Origin of the sequence: Rhodopseudomonas boonkerdii (genome assembly GCF_021184025.1) — a bacterium.
In the GTDB taxonomy this organism is placed as follows: domain Bacteria; phylum Pseudomonadota; class Alphaproteobacteria; order Rhizobiales; family Xanthobacteraceae; genus Tardiphaga; species Tardiphaga boonkerdii.
Window position 1 is genome coordinate 1,196,101 of the sequence record NZ_CP036537.1, and the last position, 16,504, is coordinate 1,212,604.

The 16,504-nt window shown below is 62.6% G+C and carries 19 protein-coding genes; 12 read left to right on the forward strand and 7 right to left on the reverse strand.

Annotation, left to right across the window (positions count from 1 at the left end; translation table 11 throughout):
* The first annotated feature begins 176 nt into the window (after positions 1-176).
* Positions 177-1,430 (forward strand): aminopeptidase, encoded by a 1,254-nt coding sequence (locus E0H22_RS05550; RefSeq protein ID WP_233024655.1) that lies wholly within the window; start codon positions 177-179, stop codon positions 1,428-1,430.
* A gap of 6 nt (positions 1,431-1,436) precedes the next feature.
* On the opposite strand, the gene E0H22_RS05555 is transcribed toward E0H22_RS05550, so the two are convergent.
* On the reverse strand, positions 1,437-1,877 hold the full coding sequence (locus E0H22_RS05555; RefSeq protein WP_233024656.1) for a DUF2147 domain-containing protein: 441 nt from the start codon (positions 1,875-1,877) through the stop codon (positions 1,437-1,439).
* Positions 1,878-2,115: 238 nt separating this feature from the next.
* A complete protein-coding gene (locus E0H22_RS05560) occupies positions 2,116-2,640 on the reverse strand; it encodes a GNAT family N-acetyltransferase (protein WP_233024657.1) in 525 nt (174 codons plus the stop codon).
* A 115-nt stretch (positions 2,641-2,755) separates the two neighbouring features.
* Here E0H22_RS05560 and E0H22_RS05565 point away from each other — a divergent pair, with 115 nt between their 5' ends.
* The 11 genes from E0H22_RS05565 (at position 2,756) to E0H22_RS05615 (ending at position 11,638) form a co-directional block, all read left to right on the forward strand.
* Complete coding sequence (locus tag E0H22_RS05565) at positions 2,756-3,997, forward strand: MFS transporter (protein ID WP_233024658.1); 1,242 nt, start codon at positions 2,756-2,758, stop codon at positions 3,995-3,997.
* Between the two features lie 87 nt (positions 3,998-4,084).
* A complete protein-coding gene (locus tag E0H22_RS05570) occupies positions 4,085-4,684 on the forward strand; it encodes a superoxide dismutase (protein WP_233024659.1) in 600 nt (199 codons plus the stop codon).
* A gap of 168 nt (positions 4,685-4,852) precedes the next feature.
* Positions 4,853-5,227 carry a fluoride efflux transporter CrcB gene (gene crcB / locus E0H22_RS05575; protein WP_233024660.1) on the forward strand — a complete coding sequence of 125 codons (375 nt, stop codon included), beginning with the start codon at positions 4,853-4,855 and terminating at the stop codon, positions 5,225-5,227.
* Positions 5,228-5,332: 105 nt separating this feature from the next.
* The gene (locus tag E0H22_RS05580) at positions 5,333-5,542 is read left to right on the forward strand and encodes a hypothetical protein (RefSeq protein ID WP_233024661.1); all 210 of its coding nucleotides are present in this window, start codon (positions 5,333-5,335) and stop codon (positions 5,540-5,542) included.
* Entirely contained in the window at positions 5,539-6,297 is a 759-nt protein-coding gene (locus tag E0H22_RS05585) for a metal ABC transporter ATP-binding protein (RefSeq protein ID WP_233024662.1), read from the forward strand. Before E0H22_RS05580 ends, E0H22_RS05585 begins: the two co-directional genes overlap by 4 nt.
* 2 nt (positions 6,298-6,299) lie before the next feature.
* Entirely contained in the window at positions 6,300-7,169 is an 870-nt protein-coding gene (locus E0H22_RS05590) for a metal ABC transporter permease (protein WP_233024663.1), read from the forward strand.
* A gap of 32 nt (positions 7,170-7,201) precedes the next feature.
* Positions 7,202-8,098 (forward strand): metal ABC transporter substrate-binding protein, encoded by an 897-nt coding sequence (locus tag E0H22_RS05595; RefSeq protein ID WP_488267563.1) that lies wholly within the window; start codon positions 7,202-7,204, stop codon positions 8,096-8,098.
* Between the two features lie 149 nt (positions 8,099-8,247).
* Complete coding sequence (locus E0H22_RS05600; RefSeq protein WP_233024664.1) at positions 8,248-9,297, forward strand: CobW family GTP-binding protein; 1,050 nt, start codon at positions 8,248-8,250, stop codon at positions 9,295-9,297.
* The gene (locus tag E0H22_RS05605; protein WP_233024665.1) at positions 9,297-10,316 is read left to right on the forward strand and encodes a WD40 repeat domain-containing protein; all 1,020 of its coding nucleotides are present in this window, start codon (positions 9,297-9,299) and stop codon (positions 10,314-10,316) included. Before E0H22_RS05600 ends, E0H22_RS05605 begins: the two co-directional genes overlap by 1 nt.
* Before the next feature lie 209 nt (positions 10,317-10,525).
* The gene (locus E0H22_RS05610; RefSeq protein ID WP_233024666.1) at positions 10,526-11,242 is read left to right on the forward strand and encodes an MgtC/SapB family protein; all 717 of its coding nucleotides are present in this window, start codon (positions 10,526-10,528) and stop codon (positions 11,240-11,242) included.
* Positions 11,243-11,311: 69 nt separating this feature from the next.
* The gene (locus E0H22_RS05615; protein ID WP_233024667.1) at positions 11,312-11,638 is read left to right on the forward strand and encodes a hypothetical protein; all 327 of its coding nucleotides are present in this window, start codon (positions 11,312-11,314) and stop codon (positions 11,636-11,638) included.
* A gap of 59 nt (positions 11,639-11,697) precedes the next feature.
* Here E0H22_RS05615 and E0H22_RS05620 read toward each other — a convergent pair whose 3' ends face one another.
* From E0H22_RS05620 to E0H22_RS05640, 5 genes are all read right to left on the reverse strand, one after another.
* The gene (locus E0H22_RS05620; protein WP_430715218.1) at positions 11,698-12,210 is read right to left on the reverse strand and encodes a MaoC family dehydratase; all 513 of its coding nucleotides are present in this window, start codon (positions 12,208-12,210) and stop codon (positions 11,698-11,700) included.
* Between the two features lie 280 nt (positions 12,211-12,490).
* Complete coding sequence (locus E0H22_RS05625; protein WP_233024668.1) at positions 12,491-13,939, reverse strand: homospermidine synthase; 1,449 nt, start codon at positions 13,937-13,939, stop codon at positions 12,491-12,493.
* A gap of 122 nt (positions 13,940-14,061) precedes the next feature.
* Positions 14,062-14,448, reverse strand: a complete 387-nt coding sequence (locus E0H22_RS05630) for a RidA family protein (protein ID WP_233024669.1) — start codon at positions 14,446-14,448, stop codon at positions 14,062-14,064.
* A 54-nt stretch (positions 14,449-14,502) separates the two neighbouring features.
* Positions 14,503-15,093, reverse strand: coding sequence for a GNAT family N-acetyltransferase (locus tag E0H22_RS05635; RefSeq protein WP_233024670.1), 591 nt, complete (start codon positions 15,091-15,093; stop codon positions 14,503-14,505).
* 233 nt (positions 15,094-15,326) lie between these two features.
* Positions 15,327-16,469, reverse strand: coding sequence for a type III PLP-dependent enzyme (locus E0H22_RS05640; RefSeq protein WP_233024671.1), 1,143 nt, complete (start codon positions 16,467-16,469; stop codon positions 15,327-15,329).
* Positions 16,470-16,504: the final 35 nt, after the last annotated feature.

Here is a 16,504-nt window from a genome sequence, read left to right on the forward strand (position 1 = left end):
GCCAAATCGGCCTGCCTACGCGAGCTTCGGATATATAACGTCCAAAAGCCAGAACGTTGCCTAATCCATCTGCATGACAGCCGTGGCGCTATGCGGGCGAGCGGCGCATGCGGCATGGCAAATCGGCAGAACATTCCCTACATTTGCGGTCGCCGATCATTCATCGAGGACCCCCCATGACCGTTCACCAGCGCAACATTGCCACCGTCGATCCCGTGAAGCTCGATCGGCTTGCCGAGGTCGCTGTCAAAGTGGGGCTGCAGCTGGCGCCGGGACAGGATCTATTGCTGACGGCCCCGGCCGCGGCACTGCCGTTGGTGCGCAAGATTGCCGAACATGCCTACAGGGCCGGCGCCGGTCTGGTGACGCCGTTCTTCTCCGACGAGGAAATGACGCTGGCCCGTTATCGCTACGGCCATGAAGATACCTTCGACCGCGCGGCCGGCTGGCTCTATGAGGGCATGGCCAAGGCGCTCGGCAACAACACCGCCCGCCTTGCCGTCGTCGGCGACAATCCGATGCTGCTGTCGAACGAGGACCCGGCCAAGGTCTCGCGCGCAAGCAAGGCTAATTCGATCGCCTATCAGCCGGCACTGCAGAAAATCGCGGGCTTCGACATCAACTGGAACATTGTCGCTTATCCGACGCTCTCCTGGGCCAGGCAGGTTTTTCCCGGCGATGAGGACGACGTCGCTGTGCAGAAACTCGCCGAGGCGATTTTTGCCGCGTCGCGTGTGGACAATGCCGATCCCATCGCTGCCTGGGCCGCGCATAACGCCTCGCTGCGCGCCCGCACCGATTGGCTCAACGGCCAGCGCTTCCATTCGCTGCATTTCAAGGGGCCGGGCACCGATCTCGTGGTCGGCCTTGCCGACGGTCACGAATGGGAGGGCGGCGCCTCGACTGCGAAAAACGGCATCGTCTGCAACGCCAATATCCCGACCGAGGAAGTCTTCACCACGCCGCACGCTGCGCGGGTGAGCGGTCACGTCCGTTCCACCAAGCCGCTGTCCTATCAGGGCACGTTGATCGAAGACATCGCGGTGCGCTTCGAGGATGGCAGAATCGTCGAGGCCACGGCCTCGCGGGGCGAAGCGGTACTGAACAAGGTGCTCGACACCGACGAAGGGTCGCGCCGTCTCGGCGAAGTGGCGCTGGTGCCGCACTCGTCGCCGATCTCAGCCAGCGGTCTGTTGTTCTACAACACGCTATTCGACGAAAATGCCGCCTGCCACATCGCGCTCGGCCAGTGTTATTCGAAATGCTTTGTCGGCGGTGACAAGCTAACGCCTGAACAGATCGCAGCGCAGGGCGGCAACAAGAGCTTCATCCATATCGACTGGATGATTGGCTCTGGCGAGATCGATATCGATGGCGTTCAAACGGATGGTCGCCGTGTGCCGGTGTTCCGCAAGGGAGAATGGGCCTGACTGAGATCAGCGCCCGACGCGCGACCAGTTCTCGCTGCCGCAAAGGGCGCCGACGCAGCCTTCGACCTTCAGCGTATCCGGCCCGGTGAGCGAGACATTGCTCACATAATATCGGCCATCATCGGCATTGTAGATCTGGCCCGACCACGCATTGGCGCCGGCCGGCTTCATGCCGAAGAACAGATGAATGCCGATCATCGAACGCGTGGCGAGTTTCGGATCGGGATTCTTGTCGTCGATCGGTGGCTGGCCGGTGCGCGGATCGATCTTGTCGCGCAGCGAAACGATGGTACCGCAAAGCTGCGTGCCGCATTTGCTGACACGCACATTGGCATCGCCGGCCTGGGTCTGCCACACGCCGCTGATATCGCCACCGGACTGCGCGTGGGTCGGGCCCGCGAGTGCAACGCCCAGCAATGCGGTCATGACGGCGGCGCGGATGATCATGTGGTTCTCCTCGGATCAGGCGGCTTGCATAGCAAGAAAACGGATTCGTGCAATTGGCGTGAGACGCCAGGGTAAAGCGAAATTGTCGCGATTAACGAGATTTGATCGGGATCGTGCCAAGTCGTAACTTCCGACCGCAGAGAAGATGCGCGCCGACTGTAAACCTGTTTGAATTGCGGGAAGATTGCGATCGTTTGTAGATCGGTATTGCGTTGCTATTGTCTGACCGTGGCGGAGATCACCATGGCAGACCGCATAGGTCCAACTCTCCCTCATGCGGCGCGCGCTTCAGATAATAGACCAGAGGCTGCATGACATCGAAGCGGATGCGCTCGCCCTTCTGTTGTGCGAACACATCGCCCATGAAAGGCTTCCAGTTGCGGCTCGTATAAAATCCCGTCATTGGGGGATCGCAGAACAGCAGCGCGAAATCGTTCGAACGCTCGTCGCGCAACGTGTGCAAGGCTGCGTCCATCGCCACGCTGGCCAGTCCTTGACGGCGAAAATCCGGATGCGTGAGAACGCCGCCGATCCCGCCGATCCGGATCGGACGTTCTCGCCAAACGCCCTGGCGACGATACAGCCCCACATGGCAGACCGGCTGCTCGTCAGCCTCGACAATCACGCGTAGATCCGCATGCGCGAATTCCACATTCGCCCAGGCGCGTTGCGCGACGGTCTCTGCGGGCCAGACGAGGTCGTACAGTGGCTTGACGCGCGGCCAGGCCTGATCGCCCGTCACGATTTCGATCTCGATGCTCATTTCCGCTGATGACCCCTGCGTCCGGTGCAGCCTTATAGAGCGGAGTATGGGTAGAAACTTGTCGAATCCGGTGCTTAGGTGAGAAAAATTTTCCAGTAATATTATGGGCTGTGGAATGACCGAGGCGGAGCTTACCAAGTATCAGCGCTGGGCGATTTTGGCCGGTGCAGCGACGCTGCTCAGTCTGGCCATGGGCATGCGCCAGAGCTTTGGCCTCTTTCAGCCGTCGATTTTGCGCGACACCGCGATCACGACTGCCGATTTCTCGCTGGCGACGGCCTTGCAGAACGTCATCTGGGGAATTTCGCAGCCTTTCGTCGGCGCCATCGCCGATCGCTTCGGCACCCGCTGGGTGATGATCTCCGGCGTGCTGATTTACGCGGCCGGTCTCGTGTTCATGCTGTTTGCCACCACACCGCTCTATTTCACTCTCGGTGCCGGCTTGTGTGTCGGTCTCGCGCTGTCCTGTACGGCGTCGAGCATGACGATGACGGTCGCCTCGCGCTCGGTCTCGGCCGCCAAACGCAGCGTCACCATGGGTGCAGTGTCGGCGGCGGGCTCGCTCGGTCTCGTCATCGCGTCGCCTTTGGCACAGACACTGATCTCCACCGCTGGCTGGCAGGTGGCGCTGATCGGTTTCCTCGGTCTCGTCGCCGTCATGCTGCCAGCCGCTTTGCTAGCCGGCCAATCCGACAAGATCGAGCGTGCGGCCGCGGACGAACTGCCGCAATCGCTCGGCCAGGTGGTGCAATCTGCACTCGGCCATTCCGGTTATATCGTGCTGGCGCTGTCATTTTTCGTGTGTGGCCTGCAACTCGTCTTCATCACGACCCACCTGCCGAACTACCTTGCGACCTGCGGCCTCGATGCCTCGTTGGGCGCCACGGCGCTTGCGCTGGTCGGCCTGTTCAATGTGTTTGGCTCCTACGCATTCGGGTGGCTCGGCGGCCGCTATCCGAAGCAGATTTTGCTCGGCGGAATTTATATCGCGCGCTCGCTGGCGCTGGCCGCCTATTTCTATTTTCCGGCGACGCCCACCACAACCATGGTGTTTGCCGCGGTGCTCGGCTCGCTCTGGCTCGGCGTGGTGCCGCTGGTGAATGGTCTCGTGGCACAATTGTTCGGGCTGCGGTTCATGGCAACGCTCACCGGCATCGCCTTTCTCAGCCATCAGGCGGGTTCTTTCATGGGAGCGTGGGGCGGCGGCGTGATTTTCGCGCATCTCGGCAATTACGATCGTGCCTGGCAGGCTGCGGTGGTCATCGGCCTGATTGCCGGCTGCTTCCAGATGCTGATGAACGTCAAACCGCCGGTGCTACGCGATGCCGTGCCGCGGGTCATGCCGAACGCGGCTTGATTGCGGAGAGGGGTGGGCGATTTAACGGGAACCTTCTATAAAGGTTCCCGTTAAGCCAACTCTCCCATCAAAGTGGATCTTGACCCCATGACCTTCACGCTTCCCGATCTGCCTTACGCCTATGATGCGCTCGCGCCCCATATGTCGAAGGAAACGCTGGAATTCCATCACGATAAGCACCATCAGGCTTACGTGACCAACGGCAACAACCTGCTGAAGGGCACCGAATTCGAGGGCAAATCGCTCGAGGAGATCGTCAAGGGCTCGTTCGGCAAGAATGCGGCGCTGTTTAACAATGCCGGCCAGCACTACAACCATCTCCATTTCTGGAACTGGATGAAGCCGAACGGCGGCGGCGACAAGCTGCCGGGCCGCCTCGCCAAGAAGATCGACGAGGATCTCGGCGGTCTCGACAAATTCAAGGCCGATTTCGCGGCCGCCGGCGCTGGCCAATTCGGTTCGGGCTGGGCCTGGCTCGCTGTCAAGAACGGCAAACTCGAAGTTTCGAAGACCCCGAACGGTGAAAATCCGCTGGTGCACGGCGCGACCCCGATCCTCGGCGTCGACGTGTGGGAGCACTCCTACTACATCGACTACCGCAACCGCCGTCCGGACTATCTGAAGGCGTTCGTCGATAACCTCGTCAACTGGGAATATGTGGACGAGCTGTTCGGCAAGGCGGCCTGATCGTCTTTGCGCTTCATAGCGCGAGGGAAGGGCGGCGGCGGCAAGCCGCCGTCCTTTTCTTTTCCGCGGACATCCTTGTGTCGTGCCGTTCCGCCGCCACGCCTTGCCGTCGCAGATGTGCTGCGGCAAAACGGTTCAACGTGAGCGAACAAGCACGGCGGGTATTCGATGAATTTCGTTCTGGTTTTTGTCGGTGGTGGCCTCGGCGCGACGCTGCGCCATGTGATCAACGTCACTTGCGCTCGCTGCATGCCTCCCGGATTTCCATGGGGCACCTTCATCATCAATGTCAGCGGCTCGACCGTGATGGGCCTAATTGCGGGTTATCTCGCCTTCAAAGGCGAGGCCTCGCAGCCCTGGCGGCTGTTCCTCATGACCGGCATCCTCGGTGGCTACACGACCTTCTCGGCCTTTTCGCTCGACGCCGCGCTGCTCTACGAACGCGGCGAACTCGGTCTTGCGCTGGCCTATGTCCTCGGCTCGGTCGTGCTTTCCATCGCGGGCCTGTTCGCAGGGCTGGCTCTGGTGCGTCACTTCGCCTGACGGCTGCTTGCGCTACGTTATAATGTAACATAGATTGAAGGCATAGCGCCTGAGGGCGCGTTGTTTTCATTGGCCTTTTGGCCGCTACACCGGTTTCGGCCCGTCATGGCGCACGCGCATTCTCACGACCACGACCATCATCATGGTCACGCGCACGGCCATGCCCATCACAGCCATGACCCTGCCAGCCCGCATCCGGCCCAGCCATCGCCATGGTCGATCCTGCGTATGTCGCTGCCTGGCCGGCTTGCCGCCGCGCTGGCGGTCTCCGTAGCGCTGTGGGCGGTGGTTTTGCTGGCGATGAGGCCGTCATGACCGCGCAGCTCACCTTTCGCGACGTCACCCTCGGCTATGACCGCCATCCCGCCGTGCATCATCTGAACGGTGAGGTTTTGCCGGGCGCCTTGCTTGCCGTGATCGGCCCCAACGGCGCCGGCAAGTCGACGCTGTTCCGTGGCATTGTCGGCATTCTCAAGCCGCTGGCCGGCAAAATTACGCTCGGCAGCCTCAAGCCGCATGACGTCGCCTACCTTCCGCAAAGCGTCGATATCGATCGCACCTTTCCAATCTCGGTGTTCGATTTCGTCGGCACCGGTCTGTGGCGCAGCACGGGTATTTTCGGCGGCATCGGCAGGAAAGCCCGCGCGCAGATCGCACAGGCGCTTGCTGCCGTCGGTCTCAACGGCTTCGAGAACCGCAATATCGGCACGCTCTCCGGCGGCCAGATGCAGCGCATGCTGTTCGCGCGGGTGCTGTTGCAGGATGCGGATGTGATCGTGCTCGACGAGCCGTTCAACGCCGTCGATGCCAAGACGACCATGGACTTGATCGCGCTGGTGCAGCGCTGGCACGGCGAAGGGCGCACGGTGCTGGCTGCCCTGCATGACATGGAGATGGTGCGCGCGTACTTCCCGCAAACGCTGCTGCTGGCGCGTGGTGCGGTGGCGTGGGGGAAGACGACCGACGTGCTGACCTCGGACAATCTCAGCGAAGCGCGCCGCATGTGCGAGGCCTTTGACGATACTGCCGCGGCCTGTGCGCTCGATCATGTGCGATCGCAGGCGGCATAGCGATGCTTTACGACGCGTTGATCGCGCCTTTCGTCGATTTCGAGTTCATGCGCCGGGCGCTGGCCGGTGTCATTGCATTAGCTCTCGGTGGTGCGCCGATCGGCGTGTTCCTGATGTTGCGGCGGATGAGCCTTGTCGGCGACGCCATGGCCCATGCGATCCTCCCCGGGGCCGCGATCGGCTTCCTTTTCTCCGGCCTCAATCTTTTCGCCATGACGTTTGGCGGTTTGATTGCCGGTTTCTCCGTCGCACTGCTTGCAGGCCTCGTCTCGCGCGTCACGGTGATCAAGGAAGACGCATCCCTCGCAGCGTTCTATCTGGTCTCGCTCGCGATCGGCGTCACCATCGTTTCCATGCGCGGCACCAATATCGATCTGCTGCATGTGCTGTTCGGCAACATTCTCGCCCTCGATGATCAGACGCTGCTGGTGATTGCTTTCAACGCGACGATCACGCTTGCCGTGATGGCCGTGATCTATCGACCGTTGGTGATCGAATGCGTCGACCCGGTTTTCCTGCGCTCCGTGTCGCGTGCAGGCGCACCGGCGCATCTGGCCTTTCTCGCCCTCGTCGTCGTCAATCTCGTCAACGGTTTTCATGCGCTCGGCACGTTGCTCGCGGTCGGGCTGATGATCCTTCCCGCCGGCATCGCGCGGTTCTGGTCGCGCGATATCACCGGCATGATGCTGATCTCGGTCGCGAGCGCGATGGTCTCGGGCTATGGCGGGCTCGTCATTTCGTTCCAGACCAAGGTGCCATCAGGGCCTGCGATCATCCTCGTGGCAGCGGCCTTGTACGTGTTTTCAGTGTTCTTCGGCAGCGTGTCCGGATTGGTCAAACAGTTGTTTCCGGGCCGACATCTTGAGGCTTAGTTGTGACTTTCTTGCGTAATTCTTGCGGCGCGCTGCTCGGCGCCTTTGTCTTGCTCGCCTCGTCGATCACGCCGTCCTTGTCGCAGGACAAGATGAACGTCGTCGCCAGTTTTTCCATTCTGGGTGACCTGGTGCGCAATGTCGGTGGCGAGCGAGTCGCTGTGACCACCCTGGTCGGTCCCAATGGCGACGCACATGTCTACACGCCGACGCCAGCCGATGCGAAAACCATCACCTCGGCAAAACTGGTCTTTGTGAATGGCTTCGGCTTCGAAGGCTGGCTGCCTCGGCTGGTCAAATCTGCTGGCGGCAAGACCGATATCGTCACCGCCACGCAAGGCATCAAGCCGCGCGAGGCGGAGGAGGGCGGCCACGATCACGGCGGCAGGCACGATCACGGCCACGAGGATCCGCATGCCTGGCAGTCGGTCGCCAATGCGAAAATCTATGTCGCCAATATCCGCGATGCGCTGACCAAGGCCGATCCGGCGGGAGTGGATGTCTATAAGGCCAATGCCGAGAATTACCTGAGCGAGCTGACCAAAGTGGAAGGCGAGGTGAAGGCCGCCGTCGCGGGCATTCCGGAAGCGAAGCGTAAGGTCATCTCGACCCACGATGCCTTCGGCTACTTCGCTGCAGCTTACGGCATCCAGTTCGTGGCACCGCAGGGCGTCTCCACCGAATCCGAAGCCTCGGCGCGCGATGTGGCCCGTATCATCACCCAGATACGGCAGACGAAAATTCCGGCCGTGTTTCTGGAAAATGTGAGCGATCCCCGCCTGATCCGCCGGATTGCCGCCGAGACCGGGGCGAAGATCGGCGGAACGTTGTATTCGGACAGTTTGACGGCCGAAAACGGCGACGCCCCCACTTACATTGCCATGGTCAGGCACAATATAAAGGCGCTGGCGGGCGCGCTGACCCCATAAGCCGCGCCTGCACAGCCCTCATCCAAAGGAGCTCGCGCCAGCGGGTGTCTCGACGGATGGCGGCCTACCTCGATCTTCGTCTTCACCCTTCGAGACGCGCGCGAGGGCGCGCTCCTCAGGGTGAGGGCCGCGCCTGGAGAACCTCTGCGATGACCACTGCCGCTGCCGAAAAAATCCCCGTGACCGTGCTGACCGGCTATCTTGGCGCCGGCAAGACCACGCTCCTGAACCGCATCCTCACGGAGAACCACGGCAAGAAATACGCCGTCATCGTCAATGAGTTCGGCGAGATCGGCATCGACAACGACCTCATTATCGGCGCGGATGAGGAAGTGTTCGAGATGAACAATGGCTGCGTCTGTTGCACCGTGCGCGGCGATCTCGTGCGCATTCTCGAAGGATTGATGAAGCGCAAGGGCAAGTTCGACGCCATCATTGTCGAGACCACGGGTCTCGCCGATCCCGCGCCCGTCGCGCAGACCTTCTTCGTCGATGAGGACGTGCAGGCCAATGCGCGGCTTGACGCGGTCGTTACGGTGGCCGATGCCAAGTGGCTGAGCGACCGTCTCAAGGATGCGCCGGAAGCCAAGAACCAGATCGCCTTTGCCGACGTCATCGTGCTCAACAAGACCGATCTTGTCACCGCGCCCGAGCTCGCCGAAGTCGAAGCCCGCATCCGCGCGATCAATCCCTATGCGAGGCTTCATCGCACCCAGCGTGCGCAGGTGAAGCTGGAAGACGTGCTCGACCGCGGCGCCTTCGATCTCGATCGCATCCTCGAGATCGAACCGGAATTCCTCGAAGCCGGCGATGGTCACGATCATCATCACGATCACGGCCATGATCATCATCACCACCACGATCATGACCACGGCCATGGCCTCAAGCACTATCATGACGAGGACATGCAATCGCTGTCGCTGCGCACCGACAAGGCGCTCGATCCCTCGACTTTCATGCCCTGGCTGCAGGACCTGATGGCCAGAGAGGGCGGCAAGATCCTGCGCTCCAAGGGCATCATCTCCTTCGTCGGCGATGACGACCGCTATGTCTTCCAGGGCGTGCATATGATGCTGGAAGGCGATCACCAGCGCCCCTGGCGCGACGACGAGAAGCGCGAAAGCCGCCTCGTTTTTATCGGCCGCGAACTGCCCGAGCAGACGATCCGCGACGGCTTCGAACGCTGCATCCCCGCCTGATGTCCGATTTCAATCCGCTCAAGGAGCAAGAGTCGATCGTCTCCGTCACCGACCGCGTGGTCGGGGTCACGATCGGCGCAGCCGTGTCGGCCGTGCATTTTCTCGGCGACAAAGCTGTGTTCGTCGGTGCCGAAGAGAAGGTGACGCTGGTCGATCAGGGTGGCAGCGCAGCGCCCGTCGATGTCGCCTTCGGTGGCATCCTGTGCTCGGCGTCCGACGGCAAGCGTATCGCCATGGGGGCGGACGACGGCAAGGTGCTGATCGTCGATCAGGCGGGCGCGGTCTCGACCTTTGCCACCGATGCCAAGCGGCGCTGGATCGACAATGTCGCTCTGCATCCCGATGGCGCCGTGGCGTGGTCGGCCGGCAAGACGGCCTTTGTGCAGGCGCCGAAGGGCGAGGTGAAGAGTTTCGATGTGCCGTCCACCGTCGGCGGCCTCGCTTTCGCGCCGAAAGGCATGCGGCTCGGCATCGCGCACTACAATGGCGTGACGCTGTGGTTTCCCAACATGGCCGGCAGCGCCGAAGTGCTGGAATGGCAGGGCTCGCATCTGGCCGTCACTTTCAGCCCCGATAACAAGTTTCTCGTCACTGCGATGCATGAGCCGGCGCTGCATGGCTGGCGCCTCGCCGATGGCAAACATATGCGGATGACCGGCTATCCCGCCCGTGTGCGTTCGATTGCCTGGACTGCCGGCGGCAAAGGCCTCGCGACCTCGGGCGCAGATACCGTGATCGTCTGGCCGTTCACCACCAAGGACGGCCCGATGGGCAAGGAGCCCGCGATGCTGGCACCGCTGCAGGCCAAGGTCACCGCGGTTGCCTGCCATCCCAAGCAGGACATCCTTGCTTGCGGCTATAGCAATGGCACGGTTCTGATGGTGCGTCTGGTCGATGGCGCCGAGATTCTGGTCCGCGCCAACAAGGGCGAGCCGGTGACGGCGCTCGCCTGGAATGCCCGTGGCTCGCTGCTGGCCTTTGCAGACCAGGCGGGCGATGCGGGACTGCTGGCGGTGTAACGCCGTCCCTCATCCTGAGGAGCCGCGCAGCGGCGTCTCGAAGGATGGCCGAAGAGCGCCGGGCCAAGCCATCTCATGGTTCGAGACGGCGCTGTCAGCGGTGCAGTTGCGCCGCTAGGACTCCTCACCTCCGCCTGAACGCACCTGCGTTCAGGCGGAGGGACGCCCATTGTCATTCGCCCGTCATCTCCTGTACGCATGCAGGCAGCATGAAATTTATCGCCACCTTTCAGACCCTGGATTTCCTCGACACGTTGTTGAGCCTGGCAACGGCCTTTGTGTTGGGGACGCTGATCGGCGCCGAGCGGCAATACCGCCAGCGCACGGCGGGCCTGCGCACCAATGTGCTGGTGGCGGTAAGCGCGGCGGCCTTCGTCGATCTCGCCATGAAGCTCGACGGCTCCGGCGGCGCGGTGCGGGTGATCGCCTATGTCGTGTCCGGCATCGGCTTCCTCGGCGCCGGCGTCATCATGAAAGAAGGGATGAATGTTCGCGGCCTGAATACGGCGGCGACGTTGTGGAGTTCGGCGGCTGTCGGCTCCTGTGCCGGCGCCGACATGATCGTGCAGGCGACCGCTCTGACGGTGTTCGTGCTGGCCGGCAATACGCTGTTGCGGCCGTTGGTGAATGCGATCAACCGCTCGCCGATCGATGCGCTGTCCTCGGAAGTCACCTATTACATGCGCCTGACGGTCACACCGGATGCGGTGGCCGTGATGCGCGAGAAGCTGCAGGACGCGTTAGAGGCCGCCAAATATCCGGTCGGCGATGTTGAGGTGAATGAGCTGAGCGAGACGCAGCGCGAGATCGTCGCCACGCTGGTGTCGACCGCGGTCGATCCGAAAGAGCTCGATGCGGTGCTCGTGAAACTCGAGACACATCCCGGCGTCCGCAATGCCACCTGGGATTCCAGCACCAAAGAGTGACGGTCTCCGTCGCGGGAACCTTGGGCCCGCGCATCCGTTGTCGCCGCATAGTCAATTGCGGTGGACGCCATGCCCTCGATGAAATCGATGATGTTCCGAAAATGCCTTGCGGTCGCTGCCCTGGCGATCATGGGAGCAGGCACGTCCACATCGGCGTCCGCTGGCCTCACCATGGACCCGCCGCGCGCCCGGCTGGTCCAGGCCACCCAACCGCTGCAATCGACGCCAGGCGCGGAAAGCAAGCCGCCGGCGCCCGCCGAGCCCGGCACCACCGGTCAGCGCCCGCACGAGACGCCGCCGCAGCCTGCGCGGCCCGATGCCGACGCCAAGGATGCCGGGACAAAGCCCGCGCTGCCGCCTGCGCCGGCTGAGAAAACGGCGCCACCGATCAAGTAGGATGGGGATGAGCGCAGGAGCAGCATGCCGGAGTGATACCCATCCTGCACGTTGCCGTGTCAGTCGCCATTCGGATCCAGCAGCGTCAGCGTAATCCAGTGCGCCTCAAGGGCCGGTTTCTTCACGCCTTCGATCTCGATGACGGTGTCCCATGCCGATTGGATCGACACTGCACGTTCCGTCAGCCCCACCAGATGAAACTTGCCGCGCACGCGGGCGCCGACTTTCACTGCACTGTTGAAGCGCACGCGATCGAAACCGTAGTTCACACCCATGCGCGCGCGTTCCACACCTGGCATGGCATCGAAGGCGAGCGTCGACAGCAGAGACAATGTCAGAAAGCCATGCGCGATCGTGCCGCCGAAAGGTGTTTCCCTGGCGCGCTCGGGATCGACATGGATGAACTGATAGTCGAGCGTGGCGTCGGCAAAGGTGTTGATCATGGATTGATCGACCGTCACCCAGTCCGACACCAGCTCTTCGCCGTTCAGCAGCTTGCGATAGTCATCCAGCGGGATGAGTTTGGCGCGGATGACTTCGAGCTGCTGTGTAGCACGTTCTGCGTATGACACCGTGTGAGTCCTTGTGTTCGCCGGTTGTTGTCTAGCACAGGTTTCAACTGACGAGAGAAGGGCGGGGGCGGATTAGCGCAGCTTAATCCGCCGGCCAAGTTCATTGCTGAAACTCCTGTCAGCCACCTTCGCTGCCGATCCCTCATGGTGAGGAGGCGCTTTTTCAGCGCCGTCTCGAACCAAGAGGCCCATGGCGACGCGCTCTGCGGCCATCCTTCGAGACGCGGCCAGATGGCCGCTCCTCAGGATGAGGACGGAGTTTGTGAGGTTCAGGGCTGCACTACCAGCCCTGAACCAGGATGTTCTTGAACTGCCAGGGATCCGAGGTGTCGAGGTCTTCCGGGAACAGGCCCGGACGGCCTTCGAGGGGCGTCCAGTCGGTGTAGTAGCCCTTCACCGGGCCGAGATAGGGCAGCTGGATTTCCAGCAGGCGCTCGAAGTCCATTTCGTCGGCTTCGACGATGCCTTCGTTCGGATTTTCCAGAGCCCAGACCATGCCGCCGAGCACGGCGGAGGTCACCTGCAGGGCTGTGGCGTTTTGATAGGGCGCGAGCCTGCGCGTCTCCTCGATGGAGAGCTGCGAGCCGTACCAATAAGCATTGTTGTCGTGGCCGAACAGCAGAACGCCGAGCTCGTCGATGCCATCGACGATCTCGTTTTCATCCAGGATGTGATGCTTCTCCTGCATCTTCGCGGCGCGGCCGAACATTTCGTGCAGCGACAACACGGCATCGTCTGCGGGGTGATAGGCATAGTGGCAGGTCGGACGATAGACGGCCTTGCCCGATGCATCGCGCACCGTGAAATAATCGGAGATCGAGATCGATTCGTTGTGGGTGACGAGGAAACCGTATTGCGCGCCGCGGGTCGGACACCAGGTGCGCACGCGTGTGTTGGCACCGGGCTGCATCAGATAGATCGCAGCACCGCAGCCGGCTTCATGGGTCTTGGCATTCTCCGGCATCCACTTCTCATGGGTGCCCCAGCCGAGTTCGGACGGCTGCACGCCTTCCGACAGAAAACCTTCCACCGACCAGGTGTTGACGAACACGTCCGGCTCTTTCGGATTCTTCGAGCGCTGGGTGTCGCGTTCGGCGATGTGGATGCCCTTGATGCCGGCCTGGCGCATCAGGTCGGCCCATTCAGCCTTGGTTTTCGGCTTCGGCGCATTCAGCTTGAGGTCGGCGGCGACATTCAGCAGCGCCTGCTTGACGAAGAACGACACCATGCCGGGATTGGCGCCGCAGCAGGACACGGCCGTGGTCGAGCCGGGCTTGCGCGCGCGCTTGGCCGCCAGCGTGTTTTCGCGCAGCGCATAGTTGGAGCGCGCTTCGGGGCCCTTGGTGGCGTCGAAATAGAAGCCGAGCCACGGCTCGTTGACGGTGTCGATATAGAGCGCGCCGATCTCGTTGCAGAGCTCCATGATGTCGGTGGAGCCGGTGTCGACCGAGAGGTTCACGCAAAAGCCCTGGCCGCCGCCTTCGGTGAGCAGCGGGCTGAGGAGTTCGCGGTAGTTGTCCTTGGTCACGGCCTGCTGGATGAAGCGCACGCCGTGCTTTTCGCAATGCGCCTTGCGGCCCTCGTCCTTCGGATCGATCACGGTGACGCGCGACTTGTCATAGTCGAGGTGGCGCTCGATCATCGGCAGCGTGCCTTTGCCGATCGAGCCGAAGCCAACCATGACGATGGGGCCGGTGATCTTCGCGTAGATCTGCGAGGGAATGGTCATCCAGTTTTTCTCCTGTCATTCCGGGATGCGCCTTCGGCGCAGACCCGGAATCTTGTCATGTCGGGATTCCGGGTTCGCAGCTTACGCGGCGCCCCGGAATGACGGTGTGCGGCCTGATGGCCTTACGAGCGACGTTTTGCCGTCACTTCGATTTCGACTTTCATCTCCGGCTTGTAGAGCCCCGCGACCACGAGCAGGGTCGCGGCCGGGCGGATTTCACCGAGATGCTCACCGGTGACCGCGAACACCTTGTCGGCGTCTGCGGCGTCAGTGATGTAGTAGGTGGCGCGTACGATGTCGGCCATGGTGAATCCGGCTTCCTTCAACGCGCCTTCAATGGTCTTGAAGCAGTTCTGTGTCTGCGCCGTGACATCGGCCGGCAGCGTCATGGTGGTGTAGTCGTAGCCGGTGGTGCCGGAGACGAAGCAGAAATCGCCATCGACCACCGCGCGGCTGTAGCCGGCGGTCTTCTCGAACGGCGATCCCGTGGAAATCAGCTTGCGGGTCATTGCGAGGCTCTCCTGCAGAGATGAGCCCCGCAATGCCGTGTCTGGAAGGTCAAATCAAGCCGCGAGGGCAGATGGCGTGAGCTCGGTATCAGTGTGGCGGACCCGCTTACCGCTCGGCAGAATGATGCCGCGAGCGCGGTCCAGCGCACCGGGCTTCAACTCCAAGCCGAGCAGGCGTTCGGGCTCGAACGGGCCGGGGAGGGCCAGCATGTTCATCCGCTCCGACGTGAAACCGAAGCGGGCATAATAGGGCGCGTCCCCGAGCAGCAGGATGGCGCCGTGGCCACGCGCCGCGGCTTCGGTGATCGCATGCGTCATCAGCGCGGCGCCGATGCCGAGGGTGCGCACCGAGGGATCGACCGCCAGGGGGCCGAGCATCAAGGCGGCTCGGCCCCCGGCGTCGACATGCCAAAGCCGGATCGTGCCGACCAGCTTGCCCTCGTGGTCCACCGAGAAGGCGAGGCCTTCCGCGGGCAGTCGTCCGTCACGCAGTCGCTGGCAGGTGCGGGCATGGCGCGCGGCGCCGAAGCACACATCCAGCAGGGATTCACGGGCGGCGATGTCGAAGCCGGTTTCCGCACGGATCACGAACGGAGCGGCTGCGATGGTCGGGGCGATAATGTTGGTCTCGTGCAGAACGGTCATGGCATGGTCCCCACTCCGCTTGCGGCGGAGTGTTGTCATTCCGGTGAGTGACGGGATGAGAGCCGGCGAACCGGATCTCGCTTTCTTCTCCCTCTCCCGCGCTTGCGGGGGAGGGTCGGGGTGTGGGTAGCCACAGGCTCAGGAGCGTGTGGCACCCCCACCCGCCCGGCTTCGCTACGCCGGACGACCTCCCCACCTAGCCAAGCTTCGCTTCGCGCGGGGGGAGGTGAAGATCAAATATGATATGTCTTCAGCGGCGGGATGCCGTTGAAGGCCACCGCCGAATAGGTCGAGGTATACGCCCCGGTGCCCTCGATCAGCAGCTTGTCGCCGATCTCCAGCGTGACGGGCAACGGATATGGCACCTTCTCATACAGCACGTCGGCCGAATCGCAGGTCGGGCCGGCGAGCACGCAGGGCGCCATTTCCGCGCCGTCGTGACGCGTACGGATCGCGTAGCGGATCGACTCGTCCATCGTCTCGGCGAGACCGCCGAACTTGCCGATGTCGAGATAAACCCAGCGATTGTCGTCCTCGTCGCTCTTCTTCGAGATCAGCACGACCTCGGTCTCGATGATGCCGGCGTTACCGACCATGCCGCGGCCCGGCTCGATGATCGTCTCCGGAATCGCGTTGCCGAAATGCTTGCGCAGCGCGCGGAAGATCGAACGGCCGTATTGCACGACCGGCGGCACGTCCTTGAGATACTTGGTCGGGAAACCGCCACCCATATTCACGAGGGTGAGGTTGATGCCGCGCTCGGCGCAGTCACGGAACACCGACGAGGCCATCGCCAGCGCGCGGTCCCATGCCTTCACCTTGCGCTGCTGCGAGCCGACATGGAACGAGATGCCGACCGGCTCGAGGCCGAGACGCTTGGCGAGATCGAGCACGTCGACGGCCATTTCCGGGTCGCAGCCGAATTTGCGCGACAGCGGCCATTCGGCGCCGGCGCAGTCATACAGGATGCGGCAGAACACTTTCGCGCCGGGCGCGACGCGTGCCACCTTCTCGACTTCCGGCGCGCAGTCCACGGCGAACATGCGGATGCCCAGCGCGAAGGCGCGCGCGATGTCGCGCTCTTTCTTGATGGTGTTGCCATAGGAGATGCGGTCCGGCGTTGCGCCAGCGGCGAGCGCCATCTCGATTTCCGCGACGGTCGCGCAGTCGAAGCACGAGCCGAGCGAAGCCAGCAGCGACAGCACTTCGGGCGCCGGGTTGGCCTTCACCGCGTAGAAGACGCGGGAGTCCGGCAGGGCCTTCGCGAAGCTCTGGAAATTGTCGCGCACGACATCGAGGTCGACGACCAGACACGGCTCGGTGTCTAGGCCTTCGTTGCGGCGGGCGCGCAGGAATTCCTGGATACGTTCGGTCATGGCACTCTCCCAACGCCCTTCGCGAGAAGGGGCGC

Bases quoted from the DNA above. Each gene is read 5' to 3' on its own strand.
- E0H22_RS05605 (WP_233024665.1), top strand. From the start codon at position 9,297: ATGTCCGATTTCAATCCGCTCAAGGAGCAAGAGTCGATCGTCTCCGTC.
- crcB (WP_233024660.1), top strand. From the start codon at position 4,853: ATGAATTTCGTTCTGGTTTTTGTCGGTGGTGGCCTCGGCGCGACGCTG.
- E0H22_RS05615 (WP_233024667.1), top strand. From the start codon at position 11,312: ATGCCCTCGATGAAATCGATGATGTTCCGAAAATGCCTTGCGGTCGCT.
- E0H22_RS05580 (WP_233024661.1), top strand. From the start codon at position 5,333: ATGGCGCACGCGCATTCTCACGACCACGACCATCATCATGGTCACGCG.
- E0H22_RS05570 (WP_233024659.1), top strand. From the start codon at position 4,085: ATGACCTTCACGCTTCCCGATCTGCCTTACGCCTATGATGCGCTCGCG.
- E0H22_RS05565 (WP_233024658.1), top strand. From the start codon at position 2,756: ATGACCGAGGCGGAGCTTACCAAGTATCAGCGCTGGGCGATTTTGGCC.
- E0H22_RS05555 (WP_233024656.1), bottom strand. From the start codon at position 1,877: ATGATCATCCGCGCCGCCGTCATGACCGCATTGCTGGGCGTTGCACTC.
- E0H22_RS05560 (WP_233024657.1), bottom strand. From the start codon at position 2,640: ATGAGCATCGAGATCGAAATCGTGACGGGCGATCAGGCCTGGCCGCGC.
- E0H22_RS05600 (WP_233024664.1), top strand. From the start codon at position 8,248: ATGACCACTGCCGCTGCCGAAAAAATCCCCGTGACCGTGCTGACCGGC.
- E0H22_RS05610 (WP_233024666.1), top strand. From the start codon at position 10,526: ATGAAATTTATCGCCACCTTTCAGACCCTGGATTTCCTCGACACGTTG.
- E0H22_RS05640 (WP_233024671.1), bottom strand. From the start codon at position 16,469: ATGACCGAACGTATCCAGGAATTCCTGCGCGCCCGCCGCAACGAAGGC.
- E0H22_RS05550 (WP_233024655.1), top strand. From the start codon at position 177: ATGACCGTTCACCAGCGCAACATTGCCACCGTCGATCCCGTGAAGCTC.
- E0H22_RS05625 (WP_233024668.1), bottom strand. From the start codon at position 13,939: ATGACCATTCCCTCGCAGATCTACGCGAAGATCACCGGCCCCATCGTC.
- E0H22_RS05635 (WP_233024670.1), bottom strand. From the start codon at position 15,093: ATGACCGTTCTGCACGAGACCAACATTATCGCCCCGACCATCGCAGCC.
- E0H22_RS05630 (WP_233024669.1), bottom strand. From the start codon at position 14,448: ATGACCCGCAAGCTGATTTCCACGGGATCGCCGTTCGAGAAGACCGCC.
- E0H22_RS05590 (WP_233024663.1), top strand. From the start codon at position 6,300: ATGCTTTACGACGCGTTGATCGCGCCTTTCGTCGATTTCGAGTTCATG.
- E0H22_RS05585 (WP_233024662.1), top strand. From the start codon at position 5,539: ATGACCGCGCAGCTCACCTTTCGCGACGTCACCCTCGGCTATGACCGC.